The sequence below is a fragment of the Micromonospora sp. DT231 genome, from assembly GCF_049847025.1.
Lineage (GTDB): Bacteria > Actinomycetota > Actinomycetes > Mycobacteriales > Micromonosporaceae > Micromonospora.
In genome coordinates this window covers 112,830-138,915 of the sequence record NZ_JBNCNO010000005.1, presented here as the reverse complement: position 1 = coordinate 138,915, position 26,086 = coordinate 112,830, and the positions used below count along the sequence as shown (strand labels likewise).

Sequence of the window (26,086 nt, the reverse complement as noted above, 5' to 3'; positions counted from 1 at the left end):
GGTGGGTGTCGACTCGGAGGACTGCTCGGGAGGGGAGCGAGGCATGCGGTGTGACGGTCTGGTGGCGGTGGTGACCGGAGGTGGCTCGGGGATCGGCCACGCCTGTGTGCGGGCGTTCCTGGCCGCCGGCGCCCGGGTGGGAGTGCTGGACCTGGACGTGTCGGGTCTCCCCGAGGACCCGCGCGTTCACGGCGTCCGGGCGGACGTGGCCGACAGGTCCTCCCTCGCCTCGGCCGTCGCCTCGGTCGCCGACACCTTCGGCGGCATCGACGTCCTGGTCAACAACGCCGCCATCTCCGCCGTGGGCACGGTGGAGGACAACGACGACGAGGCGTGGAGCCGGGTACTCGACGTCAACGTCGCCGGTGTGGCCCGGATGAGCGCCGTCGCCCTGCCGTACCTGCGCCGGTCGTCGTCCGCGGCGATCGTCACCATCTCCTCGATCGCGGCGACCGTCGGCCTGCCCCAGCGCGCCCTCTACTCGGCGTCGAAGGGCGCCGTGCACGCCCTCACCCTCGCCATGGCCGCCGACCTGGTCTCCGAGGGGGTCCGGGTCAACTGTGTCGCCCCCGGCACCGTGGACACGCCCTGGGTGGCCCGCCTGCTCGCCGGTGCGGCCGACCCGACGGCGGAGAAGCGGCAACTCGCGTCCCGCCAGCCGACGGGGCGGTTGGTGACCGCCGACGAGGTGGCCGCCGCCGTCGTCTATCTCGCGTCGCCGGCGACCGGGTCGGTGACCGGGTCGTCGCTTCCGGTGGACGGCGGCATGTCCGGCCTGCGGCTACCCGCCCGGGCCGCCTCCGCGCCGGCCCCGGCGCAGCCGGGAGCGGTCGCCTCCTGAGGGGGCCGGCGGCGCGTGACATGATTGCGCCATGGGGAAACAGCAGGACGTCGGCGAGCCCGACCGTCACAGCGGGTCCGACGTCGCCGACCACCGTCCGATCGGTGGCAGCGCTGACGCCCGGCTCGCCCTGGCCCAGGACCCCACCACGCCACAGATGACACTTATCGACCTGGCGTCCGATCCGTCGGCGGTGGTCCGCAAGGCGGTCGCCGCTCGGGCCGACGCGCCGGCGCAGGCACTGCGGCCGCTGACCCGCGACCATGACCGGCAGGTACGCGAGGCCGTGGCGAGCAACCCCTCGGCCTCGATCGCCAACCTCATGCGTCTCGTCAAGGACGCCGACCGGTGGATCCGCTGGGCGGTCGGCAGCAACCCCGCCTGTGACGAGTCGATCCGCCGGGTCATGTCCGAGGCATCGGACAAGGAGCTTCGCGGTCTCCTCGCGGAGCGCCGGGACCTGGAGCCGGAGCTGGCCGCCAAGCTTGTCGACGACGTCTCACCCGAGGTGCGGGAGCGACTCGCCAGCCACACCCACGACCCGGACGTGCTCACCGCCCTGTTGGCCGATCGCACCGCACGCGTCCGCAAGGGGTTGGCCCGTAACCCGCGGACCACCGCCGCGCAGCGCAGCGCGCTCGCCGCGGACCCGGTGGTCGACGTCCGCGTCGCGCTCGTGCGTGCCGTCGAGGTGGACGAGGCGGACCTGACGCGCCTGCTCGACGATCGCTCGGTGCAGGTCCGCCTGGCGATGGCGACCTCCGAGATCGTTCCGGCGCACATCCGGCAGGCCCTCACCCGCGATCCCGACGAGATGGTGGCCAGCGCGGCCCGGGACTTCCGCCCGGGGTCCGGCAACTCCTCGGCGGTGCGGGCTCCCCGCATCGCCCACCGGCCCTCCACCGCCGGCGCGGGTCGCCGCGGCGGCACGTCCCGGTAGGGCGGAGTCGGTCGCCTCGCCGGCGCGGCGGAGGTGGATCACCCTCGCGGAGGAAGCGACCCATGTACTCAGGACCGTTTCCAGACATTTACATCTGCCGTACCAATCCTCTCTAGGCTGCGAATACCCAGTTCCTGGGCGTATCTCGGCAGGAGAGGACCAGCGGTGCGTATCAGGAGATCCAGGTCAAGGTTCGTGGCGATGGCGGTGGCGGTCGTCGTCGCGGGGGGCACAGTTGGTGGCGGTGCGATTCGTACGGCGGCCGCCGACGCCACCGACACGAAGTTCAGCTTCGCCGTCCTGCCGGACACCCAGCAGGAGGTGATCAACAGCAGCGACACCCGCTTCCTCAACCGCACCAACTGGCTGGTGCGGAACCGGTCCGCGCTGGACCTGCGTTTCGTGACCTCCTCCGGTGACGTGGTCAACTGGGACACCCCGGACCACGCGCAGTACGTCACCGCCCGCAGCGCGATGCGCCCGATCGAAAACGCCGCCATCCCGTACGCCCTGGCCCTCGGCAACCACGACACCCAGGCCCCCGGCGTCGGCGGCCCGGTCCGCGACCCCGCCCGCGAACTCATCCGCGACACCACGGTGTTCAACCAGTACTTCACCGTCAGCCAGTACCGCGCGGTCAAGGGGCAGTTCGAGGCCGGCAAGGTCGACAACTCGTACTCGACATTCGAGGCCGGCGGCGCGCAGTGGTTGGTGCTGACCCTGGAACTCTGGCCCCGGGTCGCGGCCGTCAACTGGGCCAGGAACGTCGTCGCGGCAAACCCCCGGCACAACGTCATCGTGGTCACCCACGACTACATCGACGGCAACGGCGCCATCGAGCAGAGCGCCGGGTTCGGCGCGACCAGCCCGCAGTATCTCTTCGACAACCTGGTCAAGCAGTACGCCAACATCCGGTTCGTCTTCTCCGGTCACACCGGCATCGCCGGCAACCGGGTCGACACCGGAGTCAACGGCAACAAGATCTATTCGTTCCTCCAGACGTTCCACTCCAACTCCACGAACCCGGTCCGCCTGGTCGAGATCGACACCGCCGCCAACTCGCTGCGGACCTGGATCTACGCGCCGCACACCAACAGATCGTTCACCGAGTACGACAGGTCGTTCTCGGGTATCGGGGTGGTCCGCTGACGCGTACCCCGGTCAGTGTCGTGGTCCCGGCGGTTGGCGGCGGAACCGCCGCGTCAACCGCCGAGGCCCGGCAGTCGGACGGTGCAGAGCGTGCCCCGGCCCGGTTCGCTCTGCACCTCGATCGCGCCGCCGTGGGCCTCGGTCAGGTGGCGCGCGATCGCCAGGCCGAGCCCGCTGCCGCCCGTCACCCGGCTGCGCGACTCGTCGGCCCGCCAGAAACGGTCGAAGATCCTCGGCAGGTCGGCCGCGGCGATGCCGCTGCCGGTGTCCCGGACGGAGATGGTCGTGCCGCTCGCGCCGACCGTGACCGAGCCGCCGGACGGGGTGTGACGGATGGCGTTCGAGATCAGGTTGCCGACCACCTGTCGTAGGCGCACCTGATCGGCGTGCACCACCGGATCGCCCACGACGCCGAGTTCCAGGCGTACCCCGGCCGCGAGCGCGCTGCCCCGTTGGCTGTCGACCACGTGGGTGAGCACGTCCCGCAGGTCGGTCGGCTCCAGGTCGATCCGCAGCGTGCCCGCGTCGGCGGCTGCCAGGTCGCCGAGGTCGTCGATGATGTGCTGGAGCAGCAGCGCCTCCTCGTGCAGTAGCGCCAGCAGGTGGGCGTCGGTCGGGGCCAGGTCGTCCTGGGCCGCCTCCAGCCAGATACGGATGTTGCTCAGTGGGGTACGCAGCTCGTGCGCCACGTCGTCGACCATGGTGCGGCGTTGCGCCTCGGCCCGGTCCCGACGTCGCGCGGAGTCGTTCAGGGCGCGCGCCAACCGGCCGATCTCGTCGCGGCCGGCCACCGGTGCGGGCGTGCGCAGTTCGGCCGCGACGGCGAGGTCGCGCAGCGGCCGCACCAGGCGTCGCCCGACGAGTACGGTCGCCGCGACGGTGGCGAGCAGGATCGCGCCGGTGACCGCCACGATCCGTCCGATGCTGCCGCCGGACAGACTCAGCGTGGTGCGGCCGGTGCCGGGCGCGGTGACGAACAGCAGCGCGCGGGGCGCCACGTACGGTCGGAGTTGGGTCCGACGCGCTGATTCGACGCAGCCCTGCACGACGCCGACCGGCCCGGCCGGCTTGAGCAGTGACGGCGGCTTCACCTCGATGTCGTCGTGCGCGGTCCGGACGACAGCCGAATCGCTCAGATATGCCGTGAAGGTCGGCGTGATGCGTAACTGGGAGGCGCGGTCGCCCAGGCCGAGACAGCGGGCGGTCAGGGTGGCCAGCGTCTCGAGTGCCTTCTTCTCGGCGGCACTGACCAGGCTGTCGAGCGCGAACCCGCAGCTCTCGGTCACGGACCGGGTCAGGGGTCGCTCGGCCTCGGCGCGGACGGTGGTGAGCACGACACTCGGGCGGCCGGTCTTCGCGATCTCGATGGCACCGTCGTAGCCCACCTTGTTGAAGCAGGTCAGGGTGTTCTTGGCCACCTCGTTCAGCACGTACCGGTCGTCGGACGGCACGACGTAGGGCCCGACGGCCCGCTCGTCGATGTGCGCGTCGCCGCCGGTCAGGCCCAGGTCGACCGAGAGCGGGTCCACCACGGCCGAGGGGCGGGTGTTCCGCAGCGACGGCCCGGCCTGCGAGTCGAGGATGGCCCGGTGGTCGTCGGTGGTCAGCGTGATGCGGCGACCCAGCTCGGCGGCGCGCGCGTGCACCAGGTCGGCGGCCCCCGACCAGTCATGGTGGGTGGCCGCGTAACCGACGAGCGCCTGGTAGACGGCCTTGTCGTCGGCGACCGCGCCGCCCTGCTCGTGGTTGATCGCGCGGGTGGTCGTGGTCGCCGCCAGCCAGGCGGTGGCCGAGATCGCGGCCAGCGCGATCACCACGGAGGCGACCAGCAGCCGGGTCACCAGGCTGTGCCGCAGCGGCACCCGGTCCTTGCTCACGGCGTCGGGCCCGGAGTCAGCTTGTAGCCCACACCGTGCACGGTGAGCAACTGCTGGGGACGTCTCGGGTCATGTTCGATCTTGCGGCGCAGATTCACCACGTGCACGTCGATGGTGCGTTCGGTCGAGCTGCGGTCGAGGCCACGGGTGTGGTGCAGCAACTGGGCCCGGGTGAAGACCCGGTCCGGTTGCTCCGACATGGCGGCCAGGATGGCGAACTCGCCACGGGTGCACTCGACCCGCTCACCGTCGACGGTCACGTGGTGCCCGACCGGGTCGACGCTGATCCGACCGGTCTGCCGGATACCGCGGGCGGCGGGCTCGGGTGCGCCCCGGGACGCGCGGCGCAGCAGCGTACGGGTGCGGGCCACCAACTCCCGTGGGCTGAACGGCTTGGTCAGGTAGTCGTCGGCGCCGAGGTCCAGGCCGAGCAGCAGGTCACTCTCCGCGCTGCGCGCGGTGAGCATGAGCACCAGGACGTCCGACTCCTGCCGCAGCGTGCGGCATACCTGTAAGCCGTCCATTCCCGGCATCATCACGTCCAGGATCAGCAGGTCGGGCCGGTCCCGGCGGGCGGCGTCCAGCGCCGCCCGCCCGTCGTGCACCACGATCGTCTCGTGGCCGGCGGCCACCAGATAGCGGCGGATCCCCTCCGCGTGCCGCAGATCGTCGTCAGCAACCAGGACCATCGCACACATGCCGGCGATGATAGGTCGCCGCTGCGGCGCCGAACCGATTGCCGGCCCGACCTGACAGATTCCTAACGGCAGCTCAGACACTCGACAGTGACTCGGTGGGATCGAGCGAGGCCGCCCGCATGGCCGGGTAGACCCCCGCCAACACCCCGATGATCAGCGCGCCTCCCAGCCCGACGGCGGCGGCCGCCGCCGGGATGGTCACCGGCCAGTCCTGCAGGGTCGCGTAGCCGGCGACGGCCACCGCGCCGGCCAGCACTCCGGCCGCTCCGCCAAGGGCCGACAGCACGATCGACTCGGTCACGAACTGGATGCGCACCTGGCCCCGATTCGCGCCCAGGGCCCGGCGCAGGCCGATCTCGCGGCGTCGCTCCAGCACCGAGATGTACATCGTGTTGGCCACGCCGATGCCGCCGACGAGCAACGCGATCCCGGCCAGCCCCAACAGCAGCGAGTTGAAGGTCTGCCGCACCGCCTGCTTGGCGGCGAGCCCGTCGGAGGGACGACTGACGAGAACGTCGCTCGGATGCTCCGGGTTGGCCGTGGCGGCCAGCACCGAACGCACCGCCACGACCTGGGCGTCGGTGGTCTGCACGTAGATCCGGGTCGGGTGCCCGTCGAAGCGCAGCCAGCGGTTGGCCGCCTCCCAGCCGATCATCGCGGAGCGATCGATCTCGGGCGCGAGTGGCACCGCGTCGAGGATGCCGATCACGCTGAACCGCTGCCCGCCGAGGTGGACCTGCATCGGCTGGGCGAGGTCGACGGCGGCGAAGCCGAGCCGCTGGGCGGCCACCGAGCCGAGGACCACGGTCGGCAGGCGTTCCATCGCGGCATCCAGGAAGCGGCCGGAGCGTACCCGGCCGTCGATCGCCGCGAGCAGGTTCGCCCTGGTGGCGACGACCGCGATGGCGTTGTAGTCGCCGGCGCCGGTCCGGTCCGAGCGGGCGACGTTCAGCCCGAAGTCGGCGGTCGCGCTCGCCACCGTCACCGGCGCGATCCGGGACACCATGTCCACCGACTCGACGGGCAGCTGCACCGGTGGCTCGCGGTTGGGCGCCGGTGTGACCTGCAGCCGGTTGGTGCCCAGGGCGGCCAGCTTCTCCTCGAGCGCCCGCTGGCTCGACGCGGGAATCCCGGTGACCAGGACCAGGGTGGCGATGCCGATCGCGATGCCGAGCGCCGACAGCGCGGCCCGCGCCGGCCGCGTGCGGAGACCGAGCAGGCCCAGACCGACCAGGTCGGCAGGGGCCAACCGGACCGGTGCGGCGTCCCGGTCCACTCTCGCCGCTCGACGGGTACGCCTCATGCCGGCGCACCGCCCGCCGCGGAGTCGGACACCAGGCGGCCGTCCAGGATGCGGAGCTGTCGGGGCACCCGGGCGGCCACCTCGTGATCGTGGGTGATCAGCGCGATCGTGGTCCCCTCCCGGTTCAACTCGGTCAGCAGGTCCAGCACGGCCGAGCCGGTGGCCGCGTCGAGCGCCCCGGTCGGTTCGTCGGCCAACACGAGCGCGGGACGGTTGACGAGCGCCCGGGCAATCGCCACCCGTTGGCGTTCGCCACCCGAGAGCGCCTGGGGACGGTGGTCGGCGCGGTGGGCCAGACCGACCCGCTCCAGTGCCGCCAGGGCCAGCGCCCGGCGGTGCCGGCGGTGTACGCCGGCGTAGAGCAGGCCGGTCGCGACGTTCTCGGTCGCGCTCAGCCCGTCGGTGAGATGGAACTGCTGGAACACGAAACCCAGCCAGCGGCCACGCAGGCTGGACAACTGCCGGTCGGACATGGTGCTGAGGTCCCGCCCGCCGATCAGCACCCGGCCCTCGGTGGGCCGGTCCAGCGTGCCCATGATGTTGAGCAGGGTGGACTTTCCCGACCCGGACGGCCCCAGGATGGCCACGAACTCGCCCGCGTCGATCCGCAACGAGACGTCGCACAGCGCCGTCACGTCCCCGCCGTAGCGCCGGCTGGCGCCATCGATCTCCAGCACCGTCGTCACGACGTCGTCACCACCCGGGTGCCGGCGGTGATGCCCGTACCGGTGATCTGCACCATGCCGTCGGCGAACAGGCCCACCTTCACCGCGACCAGAGCGCCGTCGGAGATCTGGACGCCGTAGCCGCCGCCGCTGAGCGCGAGCAGCGCGCCGACCGGGACGGCGAGCACGTCGCGCTCGGTGGTGCCGGTGAACCGGACCTCGACGGCGGCCGAGCTGATGTTCTGGATCGCCGCGGCATCGTCCACCGCGATCACGACCTGCACCTTCGGACCCTCCGAGCCCGGATTGTCGCCGTCCGACGAGCTGGCCTGGACGTTGCTGCTCACCGAGGTGATGGTGCCGCTGGTGTGCGAGCTGTCCGGAAGGGTGATCTGCACCTTCTGGCCCGCACCGAGGTCGTCGGCCCGACTGGCGTCGATCTCGACGGAGACCGCCTTGGCCTGGTCGCTGATCGCCATCAGGTTGCCGGTGGCGTCGTCGCCGAGTTGGGCCGAAGCCACGCCCACCCGCACCGCACCGGGCAGCACCAGGACGTCGCCGAGGGTCACGGTGCCGGTCGCCGGACGTACGCCCTTGGCCGTCTGCCAGCGTTTCACGGCGTCCTTGAGCGATCGGGTGAAGACGGCGTCCTGGCTGGTCACGACGGTCTGGTACGCCCCCGCGCCGGAGGCCGCCGGCGTCGAACCCGGCTTGTTCGCCTCCCCGTTCGCGCCCTGGTCGCCGGTGGCCGGGCTCGACAGGCCCTGGTCGCCGGCGGCCGGTGTCGACAGGCCCTGGACGGTCACCCGGGTGCCCGGCGCGGGTTGGGACCCGATCCGGTAGCCGAGCGCCCGCAGGTTGTCGGCCAGCACCTTGACGTCGCGGCCGACCATGCCGATCACGTCGATGTCGCGGAACATCGGCGACGACCCGTAGAAGAGGATCACCGGCCGGTCACCGGAGCGATACATGATGTCACCGCGGGCGATCGTGGCGCCGGGCTTCGGCAGCCAGGTGAGCACCCCGGGCGCGACACCCCGCAGGGTGCGCTGCTTGCGGTAGCCGACCGTGCCGCTCTCGGCCCAGTAGTCGGAGAGGTCGGTCCGGACCACCTCGACCGTGGCCACCCTGGCCGCGGCCGGCTGCGCGGCCGGAGAGTCGTCGCCGGCGCTGGCGTGGACGGCGTAGCCCGCGCCGCCCAGCGCGAGCACGCCGCACGTGATGGTGATGATGAGGGGTTTCGTTCGCATGATCGGCTACCGCTGCGTGAAGGCCGAGATCTCACACTGACGCTGGATCTCCATGCCCGCGTCGCTGTTCGCCTTCTCGAGGTTGGCCTTGGTCTCCGGCGCGACCCAGATGTCGGCGTTGTCGGTGCCCCCTTGTCGGATCTCCATCGACAGGCCGTGCTCCCGGACGCACTGCAGTTTCTCGCGGAGGTCGTCGGCGAAGTTCGGATTCTGGTGCGGGTCGAGTTCGGGAGCGCCCAGCGGCTCCTTGTCGGCGCACGCGTCCACGGCCGGCTGATACTTCTTCTCGTCCATCTTGTAACTGAGCAGCGGGCCGCCGTTGCCGTCCTTCGCCGGTGCCGAGGGCACGCCGTGCTGCGTCCAGCAGGCGTAATAGGCGCCGTAGAGGCGGTCGATCTCCTGCTTGCTCGCGCCCAGGGGGAGCTGGCGGTCGGCGTTGCTTGTCGAACCGGCCGGGCCGGCGCTCGCCGACGTGGTCGCGCCCGGGATCGCGGCCACCTCCGGCCCCGATCCCCTTGAGTCGCCGCCGCAGGCCGCGAGCGACAACAGCAGACCCGCCAAACCGATCATCTTCACGTTCGTTGTGCGCATGCCGGTCAGCCTGGTCGCCGCATGTCAGCAATGTGTTAGGTGCGCACACCGTTTTCCCAGCGCGGTCAGGTCCCGGGAACTTTCCCGGGCCCGCCGCCGACCACCAGAGTGCGCGGCTGAGCGGCGCGATCCGATGACGGCATCTCGGCATGGAGGAGCGCCCGTGGCACCCAGGACGGTGGTCTGTGCGCAACGGCGCCGCTGACGACGAGCAGGTGACCCGGTGGGCGCAGGAGGCGGGCCGGGGCGACCGGCAGGCCGCCACGGCGTTCGTCCGCGCACTGCAGGACCAGGTCTGGCGGTTCCTGTCGCACCTGGCCGGGCCGGGTGAGGCCGACGACCTGACCCAGGAGACGTTCCTGCGGGCGTTTCGCAACCTGCCCGGCTTCGCCGGCCGCTCGTCGGCGCGTACCTGGGTGTTCACGATCGCGCGCCGCGTCGCCGTGGATCACGTCCGGACGGCGGTCGTCCGGCCACGATTGGCGTCGGTGCCGGACTGGCAGGCGGCGGCCGAGGCCGCCGGCGCCATTACGGCCGGCGCCGACGAGGGTGTCACCCTCCAGCAGGTGATCGCGGGTCTGAGCCGCGAGCGTCGCGAGGCGTTCGTGGCCACGCACGTGCTCGGCCTGTCCTACGCCGAGGCCGCGGAAGTCTGCCAGTGTCCCGTCGGCACGATCCGCTCTCGCGTCGCCCGGGCCCGCGAGGATCTCGTCGCGGCCTGGCAGGCCGACGGGGGTCCGACCCGTAGTCGGCGAACCGGCTGAGGGCGCATCGAGGCACGGTGCGGCCGGCCGCCGACCGGCGGGCACCCGTCAGTCCGCCGCCATGCAGATGCCGAAGGCGCCGTCGCGGACGTCGGCGACCGGATGCCTCCGCAGCGACCGGAGCAGGTCCCGCCAGGGCTCCGCCCACCCGCGCGCCCGGCCCTCGTGCACCAGGGCCACCGCGAACAGGCCGGTGGTGGCATCGCCGCGCGCGGCGAGGGTGCGGGCCGCGGCGAGCACGAGGTCCGGATCGGGTGCCACCGGGGACCACCGCGCCGTCCGCTGGCTGAGGACGTCGGCCAGCCGGGCGGCGAGCGCCGGCCGACCGGCGACCAGCTCGGCGATCTCGACCACGTCGGTGGTGAGCTGCTCCGGTGTGGTGCCGCTGAGCCGCAGCAACGCGGTCAGCAGCGTGGCCGCCTCGGCGACGTACGCCGGGTGCTGTCCCAGTTCGCGGGCCGCCGCCTGCGCCGGAGCCCGGTCCCGGTGCGACTCGGCGGACCGCGCCCAGGTCCCCGCCTGGCCCAGGACGGCACTGATGCGCCGCCGGGCCGGGCGGTCGGCGAAGGGCCCACCGTCGTCCGGGTCGGCCTCGTCGATGCCGACGAGGGCGCGCAGGGCGGTGGAGAGCACGTCCCGTTCGGGTCGATCGGGGTGGTCGAGCATCGCGCCGACGATCGGATGCGCCGACGGCCAGGCGGAGTGGCCGCCGAGGTCGGTGAGCGCCGCCGTGACCAGGTCGCCGATATCCGGCCCCCAGGGCATCCACCGCGCCATCCGGGGCCAGGCCGACCGGGCGACGTCGTGGTGCGGGCTCGCGCAGGCGAGCGCCACGAGGGCGCCGTAGCGGGGCCGGTCCGGCCCGGCGACCTGCTCGGGCGACGTCGCCAGGACGCTCTGCGCCTCCTCGGGACCGCCGGCGGCCGCCTCTTCGAGGATCACCCAGCTCTCCGGTGCCGGTAGCCGCTGCCGGGCCGCGTCGACGACCGCCACCCGGACGTCGCGGTGCTGGTCGGGTTGCCGCCACGCCGCCAGCAGCACCGGCATCGTCGCCGGCGGGCCGAACTGGCCGAGCAGTCGCAGCGACGCCTTGCGGCTGGTCACCTTGCCCCGGCCGAGGGCCACCCGCGACAGGGGCGTCAGGAGGTCGGTCGGCCGGATGAACCGGGCCGCGCGGCTGGCGGCGTACAGGGCGACCCGGGCCCGATCGTCGTCGGCGTGCGCCAGCAGCACCGGCAGCGCCTCGTCCGGTCGGTCGGTCCACGGCAGCGCGCCCAGCGCCGCCTCGGCCAGGGTGACGTCCGCGGACCCGGCGTACCGCAGCACCAGGTCCCGCCCCGCGCCGGGGATCGGCGCGGCGGCCCGGATGGCGGCGGCGCGGCTGTGCCGCGGCGTGCCGGCATCGGCGGCGACCTGCGCCAGCAGGCGTACGTAGGCCTGCTGCTGCCGGGGCAGCCACCGCTCGGCGTGCTCGGGCGGGCCGGGAACCCAGCGGGCGCCGGCGGTCAGGAACGCCCCGCTGGGCGGTGGGCCGAGCAGCACCCGGTCGAGCAGGTCGGTGCGCCGTGTGCTGACCGTCCGCCACACCGTGGGGAACGTGATGGTGGACAGGTCGCGGGCCAGCACCTGCTCGACCCGCTGCGCCCGGGTCGTCGGGTCGGCCAGCCACAGCTCGACGGCTTGGCGGACGACCCCGGCGACAGTGCCCGGCGTGCCCGCCCGGCGCAGCAACTCCTGGAGCTGGGGCAACCGCCAGGCCCGCCGTCCGAGGGCCCGGGTCACCGCGAACAGCTCGGTGCGCGACCCACGGGTCATGCCCGCCTCGATCCAGGGCCGCAGCCGGGCGAAGACCATCTCCTCCTGGCCGTGGCGCAGCGTCTTGTCGAGCCGGGGCAACGGGGGGAGCCGGTGGCCGCCGAAGAGTCGGTCGAGGGTCTTCAGTGCCCATCCCAACAGGGCCGGGTCGTCGTGGTGCTGGCCCAGCACGCCGACGGCGAGGCTGCCGAGCGCGGTCAGGGTACGGCTCGACGCGTCGCGCGTGGTCGTCGCGTCGACGGTGAGCTGGGTCAGCGCCTCGACCGAGTCCGCGCGCAGCAACCGGGACAGCTCGGCCAGGGCGGTCAGGGCCGCGGCACGGACCGGGTCCTGCTCGTTGCGCAGCCGAACCAGCCGGGCCACCGCCTCGGCCACCACCGCCGGGTCTGCGCTGCGCCGCGCGGCGGCCAGCAGCAGCTCGTACGCGACGGCACGGTCCTGCGCGTCGGCCGCGCCCAGCGCCGGACCGAGCACCGCGGACGCCTCCGGCCAGGGCAGGAACGCACTCCACGACCGCACCGCCGCCGCGTCGTGGCGGACCCGGTCCAGTGCCAGCACCCGGCGAGCCTCCCGCGCTCGCCAGGCGCGGGGCAGCACCTCGATCAGCGGCGGGTCCGGGATCTCGGCGGCGGTCTCCACGCCGGCGTGCACCGCGTCGTAGAGGACGCCCCGCCGAGACGGTGCGACGGCCGCCAACAGCCGGTCCAACGAGTTGTTGTGGCCCCGCACCCGCCGACCCAACTCGACCAGCTCCGCGTCCGGCAGGCGACCCAGCCGGCGCAGCAGCGCCGGAGGTAGCCACTCGTAGGGCACCCAGCCCGCCCGGGAGGGGGCGACAAGCATCGCCAGGACCCGTTCCGGCGACGCGGCGGCGAGCGGGCCGTAGGCGGTCAGGTCGCCGGGGAGGTAATCGGTCGGGGCGTAGCGTTCCAGCAGCGTCAGCGCGTGTCGCGGCCGATCCCGGCCGGCCAGCAGGACGCCACGGGAATGCGTCGTCCACCAGGTGACGCGCTGGCGCGGGCCGAGACCTGCCAACACCGCCTCGGCGTGCTCCAGCAGCACATCGGAGTGGCGACGGGCCAGTGGCGCCCACCCCGGCACCGTGTGCTCGACGGCCGGCAGCAGCCGGCGGACCGTGTCCGGACCGCAGGCCGGCAGCAGCGCGGCCACCTCCGTGGCGCCGAAGCGATCCCACAGGCCGTCGACCAGCCCGTCGGCGATCGACGGGCGGCGCAGGTGCCGCAGCGAGCGGTAGACCAGGCTGCGCAGGTCGGCCGGCGCGTCGTGCACGAGCGCCAGCAGGTCGTCGCCGGCGAGCCACCCGGCGCGTAGGCCGGCCTTCACCGCGACGGACCGGATCACGCGGTCCGGGTCGTCGAGCGCCAGCCGCACCGCCGCGTGGTCACCGACGATCTGGCTGGCGGTGACCGCCAGCAACCTGTGGTACGTCGTCCCGGCGCGCAGGTCCGCCAGCACCACCGGCAGGTCACCTGTGGTGGCGAGGTCACCGACTCGACGCGCGAGCGTCGCCATCCGCTGCGGGTACGGCAGCACGTCGAGGTCGTCGAGCAGGTGCTGTGTCGGTCTCTGCACGGCGCCCATTGTGGCCGGTACGACCCCGAACCGTCGCCCCGGTTTCGGCCCGCCGCCCTGACCCGAGGGCTCAACTCTGGACGTAGCGGGTCCCGTTCCAGCGATAGGTGTGATCCACCGGCACCTCGGGCTCGGCGTACTTCTTGAACGAGGAGATGACCAGTCGCCCGCCGGTGATCCGCACGTCGTTGCCCGCCTCGGCCACCGGCCCGACCCAGCTGCCGACCAGTTGACCGGTGCGCCCGGTGACGACCAGCACCTGACCGGAGGCGTCCTCGTCACCGGCGCCGGCCAGACAAGACCCGTACACGACCGCCTCGTCGCGGCCGTCGCCGTTCAGGTCACCGAACGTCGCGGGGCCCTCGTCGTACGCGGAGGAGATCGAGATGTGCGCGGCGTCGCCCGACGGGCCGCCCCTGCCGTCGACGAATCGGATCCTGCCGGTCAGGCACTCGTCGCCCGTCGACGCCGTCATGGTGATCGTGGCGTTCGCCAGGTCGACACCGCGCACGCTCACCGGCGTCGGAGCGCTACCGGTCGCGCTCGGTGTGGCCGACGGTGACGTCGACCGCGACGGGGTCCGCCGGTCGGGCGGTGTGGAGGGGGACGTCGTCGCCGGTGTGGGCGGTGGCGCGGGCCACGATTACCCGGCGCTGCCGCTCCGGCAGCGTACGCAGGGCGGCGACGAGCGCCACATGGTCCGGCTGGACCGCCGGCACGGGCGCCACGAGGGGTTGGCGGCGTAACGCGCGGGCCGCGACGGTGAGCCGGCGCAGCCGGTTGGTGGCGAGGTTCCAGGCCACCCGGCGTACCCACGCCACCGGATCGTCGTACGAGGAGATGACGCGCCACCTCTGCCAGGCCCGCAGGAACGCCTCCTGGCTGATGTCCTCGGCCTCGGCCCGGTCGCCGAGATAGGCGTGGACCTGGGCGCTGATCCGGCCGTAACAGGTCTGAAAGAACCGTTCGAAGGCGGCACGGTCATCCGGCTGGTCGCCTCGCACGGCACCTCCTGCGGTCGCGGATCTCCCACCACAGACACACCCGGGGCCGCCCGCCGATTGCATCTGACCGGGGTGCAATCGCCGGGAGCGCCACGGCATGTCCTGGGTGGAGTATTCCCACTCGCCACCCTGGAGGAACCCGTGTCGCGTACCGGCCTCGTCACGACCGTCACCGCACTCACGCTCGGCGCGGCCCGCGACGCCGGCGGGCCGCCGGCCCTCGTGGTCACCGGCTTCGCGGTGGTCGACCGGGGACCAGCCTGATCAGGCTGGTCCCTGGTCGGCGTCACCTCGGCGTCAGCCCAGACGGGTCTCGATGGCCTCGATGATGCGCGGACGCAGTTCGGCGGCCCGGACGACGGCGTCGACCGACCCGACCTCGACGGCGCGCTGGATGTTGTGCACCCGGTCGAACTCCGTGGCCACCTCGCCGAGCTTCTCCGCGCGCACCGACGAACGCAGCTCGTCCAGCTCGGCGGTCAACGCGGCGCGTTCGGTGCCGGCCGCGGCGGCGGCGCGCGCCTCCAGGTCCCGCACCCGCGGGTCGGCTGCCGTGCGGGCATTGACGTCGGCGGAGAACACCACCGCGGCGGCGGGCGCGCCACCGAGCACCGACGCGAACGAACCCTCCAGGGCGAGCACTGTCATGTTCGGGTTCAGCGCCTTCGAGAACACCACGAAGGCGCCGCCGTGGTAGCGCGAGATCACACAGAAGACGATCGGCCCCCGGAAGTTGACGATCGCCCGGCCGATCTCGGCGCCGTACTCCAGTTGCAGCTTGCGCATCGACTCCGGTGAGCCGTCGAAGCCGGACAGGTTGGCCAGCACCACGAGGGGCCGGTTGCCGCTGGCCGCGTTGATCGCCCGCGCCGCCTTCTTCGACGAACGGGGGAACAGCGTGCCCGCCGTGTAGGTGTCCGGACCGTCGGTGGGCGGGAAGCCGTGCCGAGGCACCGACCGGGACTCGATGCCGAGCAGGCACACCGGGATGCCACCGAGGTGGATGTCCTGCACGACAGCGGTGTCCGCGTCCGCCATGCCCGCCCAACGCTCCAGCACCGGGTGGTCCTGGTCGGAGAGGGCCCGCATCACCGTACGGATGTCGAACGGCTTCTTACGGTCCGGGTTGTGCGCGACGGAGAAGATCTCCCCGACCGTGGCGAAGGCACTACCCGCCACGTCGTGCGGGAAGTCGGAGATGTCGCGGTCGGTCGGGTCGACGGTGACCGCCCGTCGGGGCGCGTCCTCACCGGGCGCGACGTACGTGTGGTCGTAGTGCGACATCACCACGTCCCGCGCGGCCGTCAGGTTCGGCGCCCAGTACTGCGCCTGCCCGTTCGGCCCCATCACCCGGTCGTAGCCGCCGATGCCGAAGTTGTCCTCGGCGGACACGCCACCGGAGAAGTCGAGCGACTGCTTGCCGGTGAGCACCATCGCCGATTCGGGTGTCATCACCAGGATGCCCTTGGTGTGCATGAGCATCGTCGCCTCGGCGTTCCAGTACGGCTGCGCGCCGACGTTGATGCCCGCGACCACGATGTTGATCTCACCACCGGCCTGGGTGAACTCGACGATCCGCTTCAGCGCCGCGGCCACCCAGTCCATGTTCTCCGTACCGGTGGTCATCGAGATGCGCGCCCCGGCGGACAGCGCCCACCACTCCAGGGGCACGTTCATCCGCTCCGCGAGGTCCAGTGCGGCGATCACGCGCCGGCACTCCGGCTCCGACAGGGCGCCCAGCGCCTTTGTCGGGTCGCCGAGCAGCACCACCCGGGTCACGCCCTGCGGGTGCCGCTCGGTGGGCGTGGTGACCACCCCGGCCACGATGGCGGCGCTGTTGCGCCCCTTCGGCCGCCGCACCGGCACCAACACGTGCTGGTCGTCGAGGTCGTGCTCGACGAAGTCACCGAGCCGGCCGGTCAGCTCGTACGGGTACACGGTGTTGCGGCTGCTCGCCCGCAGCACCTTCAGCCGGTACTCGTCGAGCGGCTCGATCGGCTCGACCGGCGGCTCACCGACGGCCAGCTCCGCGCCCCCCGCGGCGTCGAACGAGATCCGTACGGCGATCTTGGTCAGCTCGCCGGTCCGACGGTCGCGCTGCCGCGCGATGAACAGGATCTCCTCCAGTCCGGCGCCCACTGTCGTCGGGCGGACGCGCCCGGCGATCATCTCCATCTCCTCGCGGGTCAGCTCGCTCGGCGGCCAGACGTAGACCACGATCCGGTTGGTGTTGAACCGGGTCTTCGACGGTCGCCGTGACTGGGCGCGACGGATCGAGTCGAGGCAGGCGGCGATGGCGTCCTCGGCCGTCGGCAGCGCCACCAGGCGGCCGTCCTGCTCGCGAAGCTCGGTCAGGTCACGCACCTGCGCGAACGCGACGAGGCGTTCGTCCGCCCGGTTGTCCCATGCCACGCACTGGAAGAGGTAGACCTCCTCGTCCGACGACGGCAGGCGGGTCAGGTCGAACTTGTGCAGCCGCTCCAGCTGCATCCGCTGCGCGATGTAGGGGTGCAGGCCCCGGATCAACCGGTCCTCGGTCAGCGCGTCGTCCGACGGGCGGAAGGTGAAGTGGTGGTGCATGACCGCCCCGCCGCGACCCGCGACGGTAGTGGTCACCCGCCGGACCTGCGGTGGCAGCGGGTGCGCGGCGATGACCTCCGCCAGTGCCGCCGCCATCGCGTCGAAGTCCTCCGGCTGGTTCTCCCACCCGAGGTAGATGTCGGCGTCGACGGAGTCCTCGTCGGTGGCCAGCTCGGCCAGGCCGCGCAGCGCGCCGCCCAGCGCGTCGAAGCGCACCGCGGCGGAGACCACACTCGAATCGGCGCGCTCGGCCACCACGAACGTGCAGCCCGAGACCTCCTGGGTCCGCACGCCGGTGAGCGCCCGGTTGCCGTAGTAGCGCCGGGTCAGCACCTCCAGCACGACCGCGTTGTCGAGGTGGTCGCGGACGAGCCGCTGGCCGAGCAGCCGGACCAGTGGTTCGGTGCTGCGTACCATCTCGGCGACGCGTTCGGCGCGGTCGGCCGCGTCCGGGTGGGCGTCCAGGTGCCGCAGGTGCCCACGGACCTGGGCGTAGACGCGGGCGCGGTTGCGGCGCAGCAGCGGCTGGGCGAACCAGGCGAACACCACGCCGCGGGCGAGGTCGGCGATCGCGGGGAAACGGACCTGTGTGGCGGCGATCAGCCGTTCCAGCGCGAGACCGGCGGGCTCGCGCAGCGCCTCGTCCGGCGGGGTTTCCCCCAGCCAGGCGCGCAGCAGCGTCGCGACGACGGTTGCGTCGGCGGACGCCCGTTGCTGGGCGAGGAAGATCCGGAAGACGGCGGCTTCGAGCGCGGGGGAGCGCTCCAGGTCGGTGACACCGTAGTGGCCGAGCGCCTTGGCGAGCTTGGTCTGGAAGGCGTCCGGCAGCCCGGCCCGCTCGACGTCGAGGCTCTGCAGGTAGGTGTGGAAGTACTCACGGGCGCTGTGTACGTGTGCGGCGCCGCCGTCCTCGCCCGTCGGCCGGTTGCGGCTCAACTCGGCGAGGTCGGCGAACACCTCGATGAGGTCGAGTTCCGCGGCCAGTTGCCGCGGACCGGCCTCGCTGGCGGCCCGGCGGGCCGTGAGGTAGCCGTCGAGCACCCGACTGTCGTCGTGCGGGTCGACGTCGAAGCCGAGCAGCAGGCCCCGCAGGTCCTCCTGGCCGCGCCTGCTGCGCGCGGACGCCGGAACCTCCCCGGCGGCGGTGGGCAGGTCCAGCTCGACGGCCTCGCTCGTCGGGTCGGCCGCGGTGTCGTCGGCCTCGTCCGCGAGCGGCTCCAGGCGCAGCAGCGGCGCACCCGCCTCGACCTGGCTGCCCACCGAGACGGCGCACTCCTTGAGCCGCGCCTTGAACGGCGCCCGCAGCACCGTCTCCATCTTCATCGCTTCCAGCACCAGCACCGGCGCGCCGGCCTCGACCTCGGCACCGATCTCCAGTGGCGTGGCGACGACGAGCGCCGGCATCGGGGAGCGCAGGACGCCGCCCTCGTCGCGGCTGATCCGGTGGGTCACGCCGTCCACCTCGACCAGGTGGGTCGGCCCGTGGGTGCCGGTGAGCAGGCGGTACCGGATGCCGTTGACGACGATCTGACCGGTGTGCCGGTCGAAGCGGTCCAGCTCGACGTCGGCGGTGCGCACGGCGGCGCCCGCCTCGATGCCGACGCGGAACCGGTGCGCGCCGACCCGCGCCACGCGCGTGCGGTAGCCGACACCGCGCAACTTGAGGTCCAACGGTCGACCGCTGGCGTGCTGCACCTGCGGGCGGCCACCGGACGCCGTCGACAGCAGTCGCTGCCGCTCGATGCGCTCGTCCTCCTCGTACGCCTCGATGGCGGCGGCGGCCAACGCGACCGCGGAGTGCCGGTGCGTGACCAGCCGGCCCTCACCGCGGACGCGGTCGATCCAGCCGGTGTCCGCGCTGGCGTCGATCACCTCGGGCTGGTCGAGCAGGTCGAGCACGAAGCTCTTGTTCGTCGCGCCGCCCTCGATGATCACCGTGGTGTTCGCCATCGCCCGACGGAGCTTGCCGAGCGCCTCGTCGCGATCGCGGCCGTACGCGATGATCTTGGCAATCATCGAGTCGAAGTCGGCCGGGATGGTGTCGCCCTCGCTGACGCCGGTGTCCACCCGGATGCCGGGGCCGCTGGGCAGGTCCAGCCGTGCGATCCGGCCCGGCGACGGCGCGAAGTCGCGGTCGGGGTCCTCGGCGTTCAGCCGGGCCTCGATGGCGTGCCCGCGCTCGGCGGGCGGCGCGCCCTCGAGGCGCCCGCCGAAGGCGACGTGCAGTTGCGCCTTGACCAGGTCGAACCCGGTGGTCAACTCGGTGATCGGGTGCTCCACCTGGAGGCGGGTGTTGACCTCGAGGAACGCGAAGAGTCGATCGCCGGGGTGGTACAGGAACTCGACTGTCGCCGCGCCCCGGTAACCGACAGCGATGGCCAGTCGCTCGGCCGACGTCTTCAGCTCGGCGGCCTGTGCCGGGTCGAGCACCGGCGACGCCGACTCCTCGATGACCTTCTGGTTGCGCCGCTGCACCGAGCAGTCCCGGACGCCGAGCGCCCAGGCCGTGCCCTGCCCGTCGGCGATCACCTGGACCTCGACATGCCGAGCGCCGGTGACCAGGCGCTCCAGGAACACGATGCCGCTGCCGAACGCGCGCGCGGCCTCCTGGCTGGTGCGCTCGTACGCGTCGTCGAGTTCGGCCTCGTTGCGGATCACGCGGATGCCGCGCCCGCCGCCGCCCGCGGTCGCCTTCAGCATCAGCGGGTAGCCGACCTCGGCCGCCGAGGCACGTGCGGCGTCCAGGGTCTCGACGGCGCCACGGCTCCACGGGGCGACCGGCACGCCGACCTTCTCCGCGATCAGCTTCGAGCCGATCTTGTCGCCGAGTTGGCGCATGGCGTCCGCGCTCGGCCCGACGAATGTGACGCCGATCTTCTCGCACAGCTCGGCGAACGCCGGATCCTCGGCGACGAAGCCCCAGCCGACCCACGCGGCGTCGGCCCCGGTCTCGGTCAGCGCGCGCTCCAGCAGCGCCAGATTGAGGTACGGGCGGGCGGCTGCCGGACCGAGATCGTAGGCGACGTCCGCTTCGCGGACGAATGTGGCGGTGCGGTCGACGTCGGTGTAGAGAGCTACGGTTTCGATCCGTCTGCCGGTTTCCGCAGCCAGCTCGCGGACCGCGTGGATGAGCCGCATGGCGGCTTCACCTCGGTTGACGATGGCGACACGGTTGAACACCCGACTGACCCCTTAGCTAGACCTCGGACTGCGTGCCGCGAGACGACGGCTCCCAGCAGTGATCACCCTTCCGGCTGGCGGCGGCCAGCGCTATGGCGCAACCACCGAACCCACCGTCCCCCAGTTGTAGGAAGTGCACAAAAGTTTTTGGCGCCCCGGCCTGCTGTCGCAGTTGATCGAGAAGGGCGCGACGGGTTCGCGTCGCCCCGCCTCCGCTGTTCACCCGCGCCAGATCGGCTGGTCGAGACGATCATCGCCGGTCCAGTCAAGCGCCGGTCCGGCTCGACCATCCCGGCGCAGGCGGTACGGAGTGTGCGGTCGCCAACGGTATCGGGATCTTCGGGGCAGGCGCTGATCGGTGCCCCACTCGATTTCGTCCGCCCGGTGCTCGATCCGCGCGGCGGTGCTCGATCCGCACGGCCTGGCATGCCGGTGCTCGATCCGCGCGGCCTGGCATGCGGCCGGCGGGCCACGCCTGGCACGCGCGAACCGGCGTTGCGGGCGGTCAGCCTCAGTGCCTGGCAGTGCCAGCGGAGCGCCGCTGCGCAATCGATCTTGACCACCGAAAATTGTCGTACACCTGTTCTAGTGTTTGGTCATGGTCGAGGAGTTGGCGCAGGCAGACGAGGCGGTCGCCGCCTGCGTCGACGACGCCGCCTGGGCCCTCACCGAGGATGAGCTGGTCGCCGCCCTCGACGCCGCGCACCGCCTGGAGCAGCGGCTCGCCGCAGTCACGCTCGCCCTGGTCCGCGAGATCGACGGTCGGGGCACCGCCCGCGCGCAGGGCGCCTCCAGCACAGCGGTCTGGCTGCGTGAGCGACTCCGCCTCACCGTCCCGGCCGCCCGCCGGCTCGTCGACCTCGCCGCCGCCCTGGACACCGGCAACCCCGGAGTACGTGCCGCCCTGGCCAACGGGGACATCACCGTCGACCAGGCCCGGGTCATCGCCGACACCGTCGCCACCGTGCACACGACCGCCGGCGCGCAGGCGGCCGACAAGGCCGTCGGTGTGCTCACCGACTGGTCCGGCCAGTTCGACCCCACCCTCCTGCGCAAACTCGGCACCCGCATCCTCGACCACGTCGCCCCCGACATCGCCGACGCCGCCGCCCACGCCGCCCTGGAAGCCGAAGCCCGCCGAGCCAGCCGCGACCGCCACCTCACCCTCTCCACGCTGAGCGACGGCCGCCTGCGACTCACCGGCGTCCTCGACAGCGAAACCGCCGGCCTGCTCCGCGCCGCCATCGACCCACTGACCGCACCCAACGGCCCCGACGACCCACGCACCCCCGGGCAGCGCCGCCACGACGCCCTCGCCGACCTCTGCCGACTCACCCTGCGCACCACCGACCTACCCGAACACGGCGGCGACCCCGCACAAATCGTCGTCACCACCAGCTTCGACGCACTCGCCCGCCAGCTCGACGCAGGCACCCTGGACACCGGCTTCCACCTCACCGCGGAAACGGTGCGCCGACTCGCCTGCGACGCCACGATCCTCCCGGCCGTCCTCGGCGGCACCGGCCAGGTCCTCGACGTCGGCCGGCAACGCCGCCTCATCACCGGCCCCCTGCGACGCGCCCTCGTCCTACGCGACCGCGGCTGCGCCTTCCCCGGCTGCGACCGCCCACCACGCTGGTGCGACGCCCACCACATCCACCACTGGGCCGACGGAGGCACCACCACCCTCACCAACGCCGTCCTGCTCTGCGGCCACCACCACCGACACCTCCATCACAACGACTGGACAGTGCGGTTGGCAGGCGACGGCCACCCCGAATTCATCCCACCCGCCTGGCTCGACCCCAACCAGATCCCCCGCCGCAACCACTACCACCACCGAACCTGAGCACAGCCAACCGCCGCCAACCCGCGCACCCCGAAGCCAGATCCGCCGGCATCAGAGGCCAGATCCGCTCGGCTTCCTGGTGCACACACACGACCCGAAGCCCAGGACAGCGGCCTACTCCCACGCCACCAAGCCCGGCCCGCCACCACCGCGATCAGCCTCGGCCGGCTCCTCCGCGACCAGGGCTCGGCCCGCCTCACTGACGTCAGGCTCGGCCCGCCTCACTGACGTCAGGCTCGGCCCGCCTCACTGACGTCAGGCTCGGCCCGCCTCACTGACGTCAGGCTCGGCCCGCCCTCGCTGCGATCAAGCTCGGGCCGCCTTCACTGTGACCAGGCCCGGCGAACTTCCCACCGTGACCGCCGGACGGGGCGCGTTCGGGTCCTGCCCGGAGAGGGGCGATCCGCCCTCGCCCGAAACTGTCACCACCGGTCCGACACGTGGTGCGTACCCACCTCATGCGTCGCACCGTCCACCTGCTCGTCGCCGACGACGCCGTGGCCTGGCGCCCCCGTCACGACGCCATGCTGCGCCAACGTGTGCTCGGGGTCTACCGCGGCGAGCTCGACGGGGTGGACCTCGACGATCTCGCCGCTGCCGCGCGGGCGGTGGTGGCCGACGGTGAGCCCCGCTCGATGCCCGAGATCGGGCGGGCGCTCGGCGAGCGCTGGCCGACGCCGGAGCCGCGGGTGCTGGGCGAGATGGCGGTCGCGCTGCTCCCGATGACACAGGTGCCGCCGCGCGGGGTGTGGCGGGCGAAGGGAGGCGCGCGCTACGTCCTGCTCTCCACGTGGCTCGGCCGGGAGATCGCGTCGCTCGGCCGGGAGATCGCCCCGCCGACCGCGGTGGGCGCCGATCCGGTCGGGCGGCTGTTCGTACGCCGCTATCTGGCCGCGTTCGGCCCGGCGGCCACGGCCGACCTGCGGGCGTGGTGCGGCCTTGCCGGGCTGCCGGCCGCGGTGACCGCGATGCGGGACGAGCTGGTGACCTTCCGCGACGAACGAGGCCGCAAGCTGATCGACCTTCCCGACGCGCCGCGCCCGGACCCGCAGACACCCGCCCCGGTGCGGTTCCTCCCGGCGTTCGACAACGCGATCCTCGGCTACGACGACCGCAGCCGCATCATCGACGACGCCCACCGTGGCCTCTCGGTGGCCGGCGAGCGTGTGGTGCTCGTCGACGGGCGGGTCGCGGCGACCTGGAGCGTCGATTCGGGCACGGTAACCGTCAGCCCACTACGCGGCTTCTCCCCAGCGGAACGGGCCGCCGTGACCGAGCAGGGGCAGGCCCTGGCGTCCTTCCTCTCGGACAACGAGAGCGACCGGGTACGGGTCGGTTCGTCGACGCGGTGACGGACCACGACGGTCCGACCCCGGGTAGACGAAGAGATCAGGCGACGGTCGGCGGAGCACGGGTTCGCCCCACCCCTGGTCCCGACGGGCGGGGCGAAAGCGTGCCCCTACGGCCGAGGCGGGACGGATAGGGTGCGCGGCGATGGTGATTGGGCACGTTTCACGGGAGGCGATCACATGACATCGATGGGACGACGCGCGGCTCTACGCGCTGGCCTGGCCGCGACGGCGCTGGCGGGCGGAGCCGCTCTGGCGGCCGAGCCGGCTGCGGCCGTGCTGCCCGCCACCGACGACGGCTGGGTCTCGGTGCTGACGCACGGAGCGGTCGGCGACGGGGTCACCGACGACACCGCGGCGATCCAGGCGGCGTTCAACACCGCGCGGGCGGCCACTCCGAACCTGGGTGTGCTGTTCCCGGCCGGCCGGACGTACCGGGTCAGCAACCGGGTGACACTCTCGGGACTGACCGACACCGCGCTGCGGGGTCACGGGGCGACGTTGGCGCTTGTCGGCGCCAGCCCGGTGACGGTGAAGGATCAGGTCCGCGGTGTGCTCCAGATCCAGGACTGCCACCGGCTGAAGGTGCTCGGGCTCAACCTCGTCGACAACACCGCCGCGTACTGGTACAGCGGCCTGATCATCACGGCGTCGACCGGCATCGTCGTCGACGGGGTGGTGTCCCGCGGGTTCCGCCACACCGGCATCAGCGTGTGGGACAACACCCCCGGCACGTCCAACGACATCCTCATCACGAACTGCACCACCGAGGACGTCCGGTTCGGCATCGCCAGCAACGGCCACGACGTGCGGATCACCAACAACCACGTGGCGATGGACTGGCTGTCGTCGCAGGAAGCCGAGGACTGGGGCGGCGTCTGGCGGGCCGAGTCCAAGTACTACGACGGCATCAACGTCTGGTTCGGCGCCGACCGCACCGTCATCTCCGGTAACACCATCACCGAGTGTGGCCAGGCCGGCGTCTACACGCAGCAGGTGACGAACCTGGTGGTCGCCGACAACACCGTGTCGGGCTGCCAACTGCGCGGCATCGAGGTCGACGGCAGCGCCCGTGGTTCCCTGCCCCGGTCCGGGCAGGCCGTGGGTGTCTCCATCACCGGCAACGTGGCGACCAACTGTGTCGGCCACATCAACGTCCTGTCCGCCCGGGACGTCACGGTGGTCGGCAACCGGGTGGAGAATCCGAACGCGAGCCGGGCCGTCAGCTGCGTCGCCGTGCACCAGGGCTCCACGAAGGCCGTCGTGGTGGGCAACCACCTGCGTCAGGCGCACCCCTCGCATCCCGCCGTCTTCGTGGACACCGCCTCGGTCGACGTCACGCTGGCGTGGAACGCCGTGGAAGCGGCCGTTCCCTACCAGGCGCCGGCGGACACGGTGATCATCCGGCGAAGTGGCGCCGGGCAGATCCGCACCGACGGCAAGCTCATCGCCGTCGGCGGGATCGGAGTCGGCAACAGCGTCGCCGCCACCACGCCGGGTGCGGTGGTTCGCAAGATCGAGGTGTTCTCCTCCACCGGTCAGAGCCTGGGCTGGGTCCCGGTCTACAACTCGATCACCTGATGCCGTAGCCCGACGTGACGGTGCGCGCTTGTATCGATGCTCGTCGACTGCCATGCTGGGGTTCGGTCGTGCTCGGGAGCCAGCGCGCACCACACCTTCTCCGGTCCACGGGGCGCACGCGGTGGTCACGTCACCCGTGCCGGGCAGTCCTCGTCGGTGACCGGACACCCGAGCGCGGCACCGGCCACCACCTCGGTCCTCGGTGCCTGCCAAACCACGGAGGCACCGATGCTTCGCACGTTCCTCGCCGTCACGACCATGGCGCTGGCCGCCTGGGCCGGGACCGCCGTCGCCGAGGCGACGCCAGCACCGACACCGTCGGCCACGGCGCTACCCACCGCGGTACCCACGCCCACTCCGATACGCACGCCCACACCCACCGCGGCACCCACACCCACTGCCGCACCCACGCCCACTCCGATAGCCACGCCCACGCTCGCCTGCCCGCCGGCCCTGCCGATCGGCGCCAGCGTCACCGCCGTCACCACCACGAGCGTGACCATCTCGTACTCGATATTCTTCCGGCCGCCCTGCGGCTACGACCCGCCGCTGACCGTCAGCCTCTTCGCCAGTCGCGAGGACGCCCAGCAGTGGCGGGCGCCGGTGGCGACGGCCGTGTCCGGGCCGGAGCGCTTCGGCGCGGTGACGATCGACGGGCTGACGCCCAACACCGAGTACTGGTACCGGTTCACCGCTCCCGACGGCAAGCGGGATCCGTTCATCATCTGGTCGGCCCGGACCGCCCCGCTGACGTCGTGCCGTGCGACGGCCTCGATCGACGCCAAATGGGGCAGCGGTTTCCTCGTCACGGCCACCGTGGAGAACACCGGCAGCCAGCCGCTGGACCGGTGGCGTGTCTCCTGGCGGTGGTCCGGCGACGAGCGGGCCGAGCACGTCTGGGGTGGGGTGCTGGAGACGGTCGGCGCCGACATCACGGTCCGCAACGCCACGTTCAACGGGACGCTGGCGCCGGGTGGTGTGGCGAGGTTCGGCCTGCTCGTGTCGACGAGCGTGGTGCCCGACGGGTTGACGCTGACGTGTGACGGGTGAGTGACGT

At 72.5% G+C, this 26,086-nt stretch carries 19 protein-coding genes; 9 read left to right on the top strand and 10 right to left on the bottom strand.

The window, feature by feature from the left end; all coding sequences use genetic code 11:
• Positions 1 to 43: 43 nt before the first annotated feature.
• The 3 genes from ACPXBU_RS15000 (at position 44) to ACPXBU_RS14990 (ending at position 2,930) form a co-directional block, all read left to right on the top strand.
• Positions 44 to 841, top strand: coding sequence for an SDR family NAD(P)-dependent oxidoreductase (locus tag ACPXBU_RS15000; RefSeq protein ID WP_425758472.1), 798 nt, complete (start codon positions 44 to 46; stop codon positions 839 to 841).
• Between the two features lie 31 nt (positions 842 to 872).
• Positions 873 to 1,781 carry a hypothetical protein gene (locus ACPXBU_RS14995; protein ID WP_393361211.1) on the top strand — a complete coding sequence of 303 codons (909 nt, stop codon included), beginning with the start codon at positions 873 to 875 and terminating at the stop codon, positions 1,779 to 1,781.
• A gap of 201 nt (positions 1,782 to 1,982) precedes the next feature.
• Positions 1,983 to 2,930: a metallophosphoesterase gene (locus ACPXBU_RS14990; RefSeq protein ID WP_425758471.1), complete on the top strand. Its 948-nt coding sequence runs from the start codon at positions 1,983 to 1,985 to the stop codon at positions 2,928 to 2,930.
• Positions 2,931 to 2,983: 53 nt separating this feature from the next.
• Here the strand turns inward: ACPXBU_RS14990 and ACPXBU_RS14985 are convergent, their stop codons facing one another.
• The 6 genes from ACPXBU_RS14985 to ACPXBU_RS14960 all read right to left on the bottom strand — a co-directional run bounded on the left by ACPXBU_RS14985 (position 2,984) and on the right by ACPXBU_RS14960 (position 9,314).
• Positions 2,984 to 4,807, bottom strand: coding sequence for a sensor histidine kinase (locus ACPXBU_RS14985; RefSeq protein ID WP_425758470.1), 1,824 nt, complete (start codon positions 4,805 to 4,807; stop codon positions 2,984 to 2,986).
• Positions 4,804 to 5,505, bottom strand: a complete 702-nt coding sequence (locus ACPXBU_RS14980; RefSeq protein WP_425758469.1) for a response regulator — start codon at positions 5,503 to 5,505, stop codon at positions 4,804 to 4,806. Before ACPXBU_RS14980 ends, ACPXBU_RS14985 begins: the two co-directional genes overlap by 4 nt.
• Positions 5,506 to 5,578: 73 nt before the next feature.
• Entirely contained in the window at positions 5,579 to 6,808 is a 1,230-nt protein-coding gene (locus tag ACPXBU_RS14975) for an ABC transporter permease (protein ID WP_425758468.1), read from the bottom strand.
• Positions 6,805 to 7,485, bottom strand: a complete 681-nt coding sequence (locus tag ACPXBU_RS14970; RefSeq protein ID WP_425758762.1) for an ABC transporter ATP-binding protein — start codon at positions 7,483 to 7,485, stop codon at positions 6,805 to 6,807. The genes ACPXBU_RS14975 and ACPXBU_RS14970 overlap by 4 nt, the downstream gene beginning before the upstream one ends.
• Before the next feature lie 5 nt (positions 7,486 to 7,490).
• Positions 7,491 to 8,723: an efflux RND transporter periplasmic adaptor subunit gene (locus tag ACPXBU_RS14965; protein WP_425758467.1), complete on the bottom strand. Its 1,233-nt coding sequence runs from the start codon at positions 8,721 to 8,723 to the stop codon at positions 7,491 to 7,493.
• Positions 8,724 to 8,729: 6 nt separating this feature from the next.
• Positions 8,730 to 9,314 carry a hypothetical protein gene (locus tag ACPXBU_RS14960; protein ID WP_425758466.1) on the bottom strand — a complete coding sequence of 195 codons (585 nt, stop codon included), beginning with the start codon at positions 9,312 to 9,314 and terminating at the stop codon, positions 8,730 to 8,732.
• Between the two features lie 185 nt (positions 9,315 to 9,499).
• On the opposite strand from ACPXBU_RS14960, the gene ACPXBU_RS14955 reads away from it, so the two are divergent.
• Positions 9,500 to 10,078 (top strand): sigma-70 family RNA polymerase sigma factor, encoded by a 579-nt coding sequence (locus ACPXBU_RS14955; RefSeq protein ID WP_393361189.1) that lies wholly within the window; start codon positions 9,500 to 9,502, stop codon positions 10,076 to 10,078.
• A gap of 48 nt (positions 10,079 to 10,126) precedes the next feature.
• Here ACPXBU_RS14955 and ACPXBU_RS14950 read toward each other — a convergent pair whose 3' ends face one another.
• The 3 genes from ACPXBU_RS14950 to ACPXBU_RS14940 form a co-directional block, all read right to left on the bottom strand.
• Complete coding sequence (locus ACPXBU_RS14950) at positions 10,127 to 13,486, bottom strand: hypothetical protein (RefSeq protein WP_425758465.1); 3,360 nt, start codon at positions 13,484 to 13,486, stop codon at positions 10,127 to 10,129.
• A 70-nt stretch (positions 13,487 to 13,556) separates the two neighbouring features.
• Positions 13,557 to 14,003, bottom strand: a complete 447-nt coding sequence (locus ACPXBU_RS14945; RefSeq protein ID WP_425758464.1) for a hypothetical protein — start codon at positions 14,001 to 14,003, stop codon at positions 13,557 to 13,559.
• Between the two features lie 13 nt (positions 14,004 to 14,016).
• Positions 14,017 to 14,490, bottom strand: a complete 474-nt coding sequence (locus ACPXBU_RS14940; RefSeq protein WP_425758463.1) for an RNA polymerase sigma factor — start codon at positions 14,488 to 14,490, stop codon at positions 14,017 to 14,019.
• A 141-nt stretch (positions 14,491 to 14,631) separates the two neighbouring features.
• Between ACPXBU_RS14940 and ACPXBU_RS14935 the strand changes: the two genes are divergently transcribed.
• Positions 14,632 to 14,754: a hypothetical protein gene (locus tag ACPXBU_RS14935; protein ID WP_425758462.1), complete on the top strand. Its 123-nt coding sequence runs from the start codon at positions 14,632 to 14,634 to the stop codon at positions 14,752 to 14,754.
• A gap of 33 nt (positions 14,755 to 14,787) precedes the next feature.
• Here ACPXBU_RS14935 and ACPXBU_RS14930 read toward each other — a convergent pair whose 3' ends face one another.
• A complete protein-coding gene (locus ACPXBU_RS14930) occupies positions 14,788 to 20,250 on the bottom strand; it encodes a carboxyl transferase domain-containing protein (protein ID WP_425758461.1) in 5,463 nt (1,820 codons plus the stop codon).
• 598 nt (positions 20,251 to 20,848) lie between these two features.
• On the opposite strand from ACPXBU_RS14930, the gene ACPXBU_RS14925 reads away from it, so the two are divergent.
• The 4 genes from ACPXBU_RS14925 (at position 20,849) to ACPXBU_RS14910 (ending at position 26,079) form a co-directional block, all read left to right on the top strand.
• Positions 20,849 to 22,099: a DUF222 domain-containing protein gene (locus ACPXBU_RS14925; RefSeq protein ID WP_425758460.1), complete on the top strand. Its 1,251-nt coding sequence runs from the start codon at positions 20,849 to 20,851 to the stop codon at positions 22,097 to 22,099.
• Between the two features lie 440 nt (positions 22,100 to 22,539).
• Positions 22,540 to 23,451: a winged helix DNA-binding domain-containing protein gene (locus ACPXBU_RS14920; protein ID WP_425758459.1), complete on the top strand. Its 912-nt coding sequence runs from the start codon at positions 22,540 to 22,542 to the stop codon at positions 23,449 to 23,451.
• A 186-nt stretch (positions 23,452 to 23,637) separates the two neighbouring features.
• On the top strand, positions 23,638 to 25,029 hold the full coding sequence (locus tag ACPXBU_RS14915) for a right-handed parallel beta-helix repeat-containing protein (RefSeq protein WP_425758458.1): 1,392 nt from the start codon (positions 23,638 to 23,640) through the stop codon (positions 25,027 to 25,029).
• Between the two features lie 228 nt (positions 25,030 to 25,257).
• Entirely contained in the window at positions 25,258 to 26,079 is an 822-nt protein-coding gene (locus tag ACPXBU_RS14910; RefSeq protein ID WP_425758457.1) for a cellulose binding domain-containing protein, read from the top strand.
• The last annotated feature ends 7 nt before the right edge of the window (positions 26,080 to 26,086 follow it).

What these genes read in the sequence shown, in the direction of transcription:
- ACPXBU_RS15000 (WP_425758472.1), top strand. Translation starts at nt 44, where the DNA reads ATGCGGTGTGACGGTCTGGTGGCGGTGGTGACCGGAGGTGGCTCGGGG.
- ACPXBU_RS14995 (WP_393361211.1), top strand. Translation starts at nt 873, where the DNA reads ATGGGGAAACAGCAGGACGTCGGCGAGCCCGACCGTCACAGCGGGTCC.
- ACPXBU_RS14990 (WP_425758471.1), top strand. Translation starts at nt 1,983, where the DNA reads ATGGCGGTGGCGGTCGTCGTCGCGGGGGGCACAGTTGGTGGCGGTGCG.
- ACPXBU_RS14980 (WP_425758469.1), bottom strand. Translation starts at nt 5,505, where the DNA reads ATGTGTGCGATGGTCCTGGTTGCTGACGACGATCTGCGGCACGCGGAG.
- ACPXBU_RS14975 (WP_425758468.1), bottom strand. Translation starts at nt 6,808, where the DNA reads ATGAGGCGTACCCGTCGAGCGGCGAGAGTGGACCGGGACGCCGCACCG.
- ACPXBU_RS14965 (WP_425758467.1), bottom strand. Translation starts at nt 8,723, where the DNA reads ATGCGAACGAAACCCCTCATCATCACCATCACGTGCGGCGTGCTCGCG.
- ACPXBU_RS14960 (WP_425758466.1), bottom strand. Translation starts at nt 9,314, where the DNA reads ATGCGCACAACGAACGTGAAGATGATCGGTTTGGCGGGTCTGCTGTTG.
- ACPXBU_RS14925 (WP_425758460.1), top strand. Translation starts at nt 20,849, where the DNA reads ATGGTCGAGGAGTTGGCGCAGGCAGACGAGGCGGTCGCCGCCTGCGTC.
- ACPXBU_RS14915 (WP_425758458.1), top strand. Translation starts at nt 23,638, where the DNA reads ATGGGACGACGCGCGGCTCTACGCGCTGGCCTGGCCGCGACGGCGCTG.
- ACPXBU_RS14910 (WP_425758457.1), top strand. Translation starts at nt 25,258, where the DNA reads ATGCTTCGCACGTTCCTCGCCGTCACGACCATGGCGCTGGCCGCCTGG.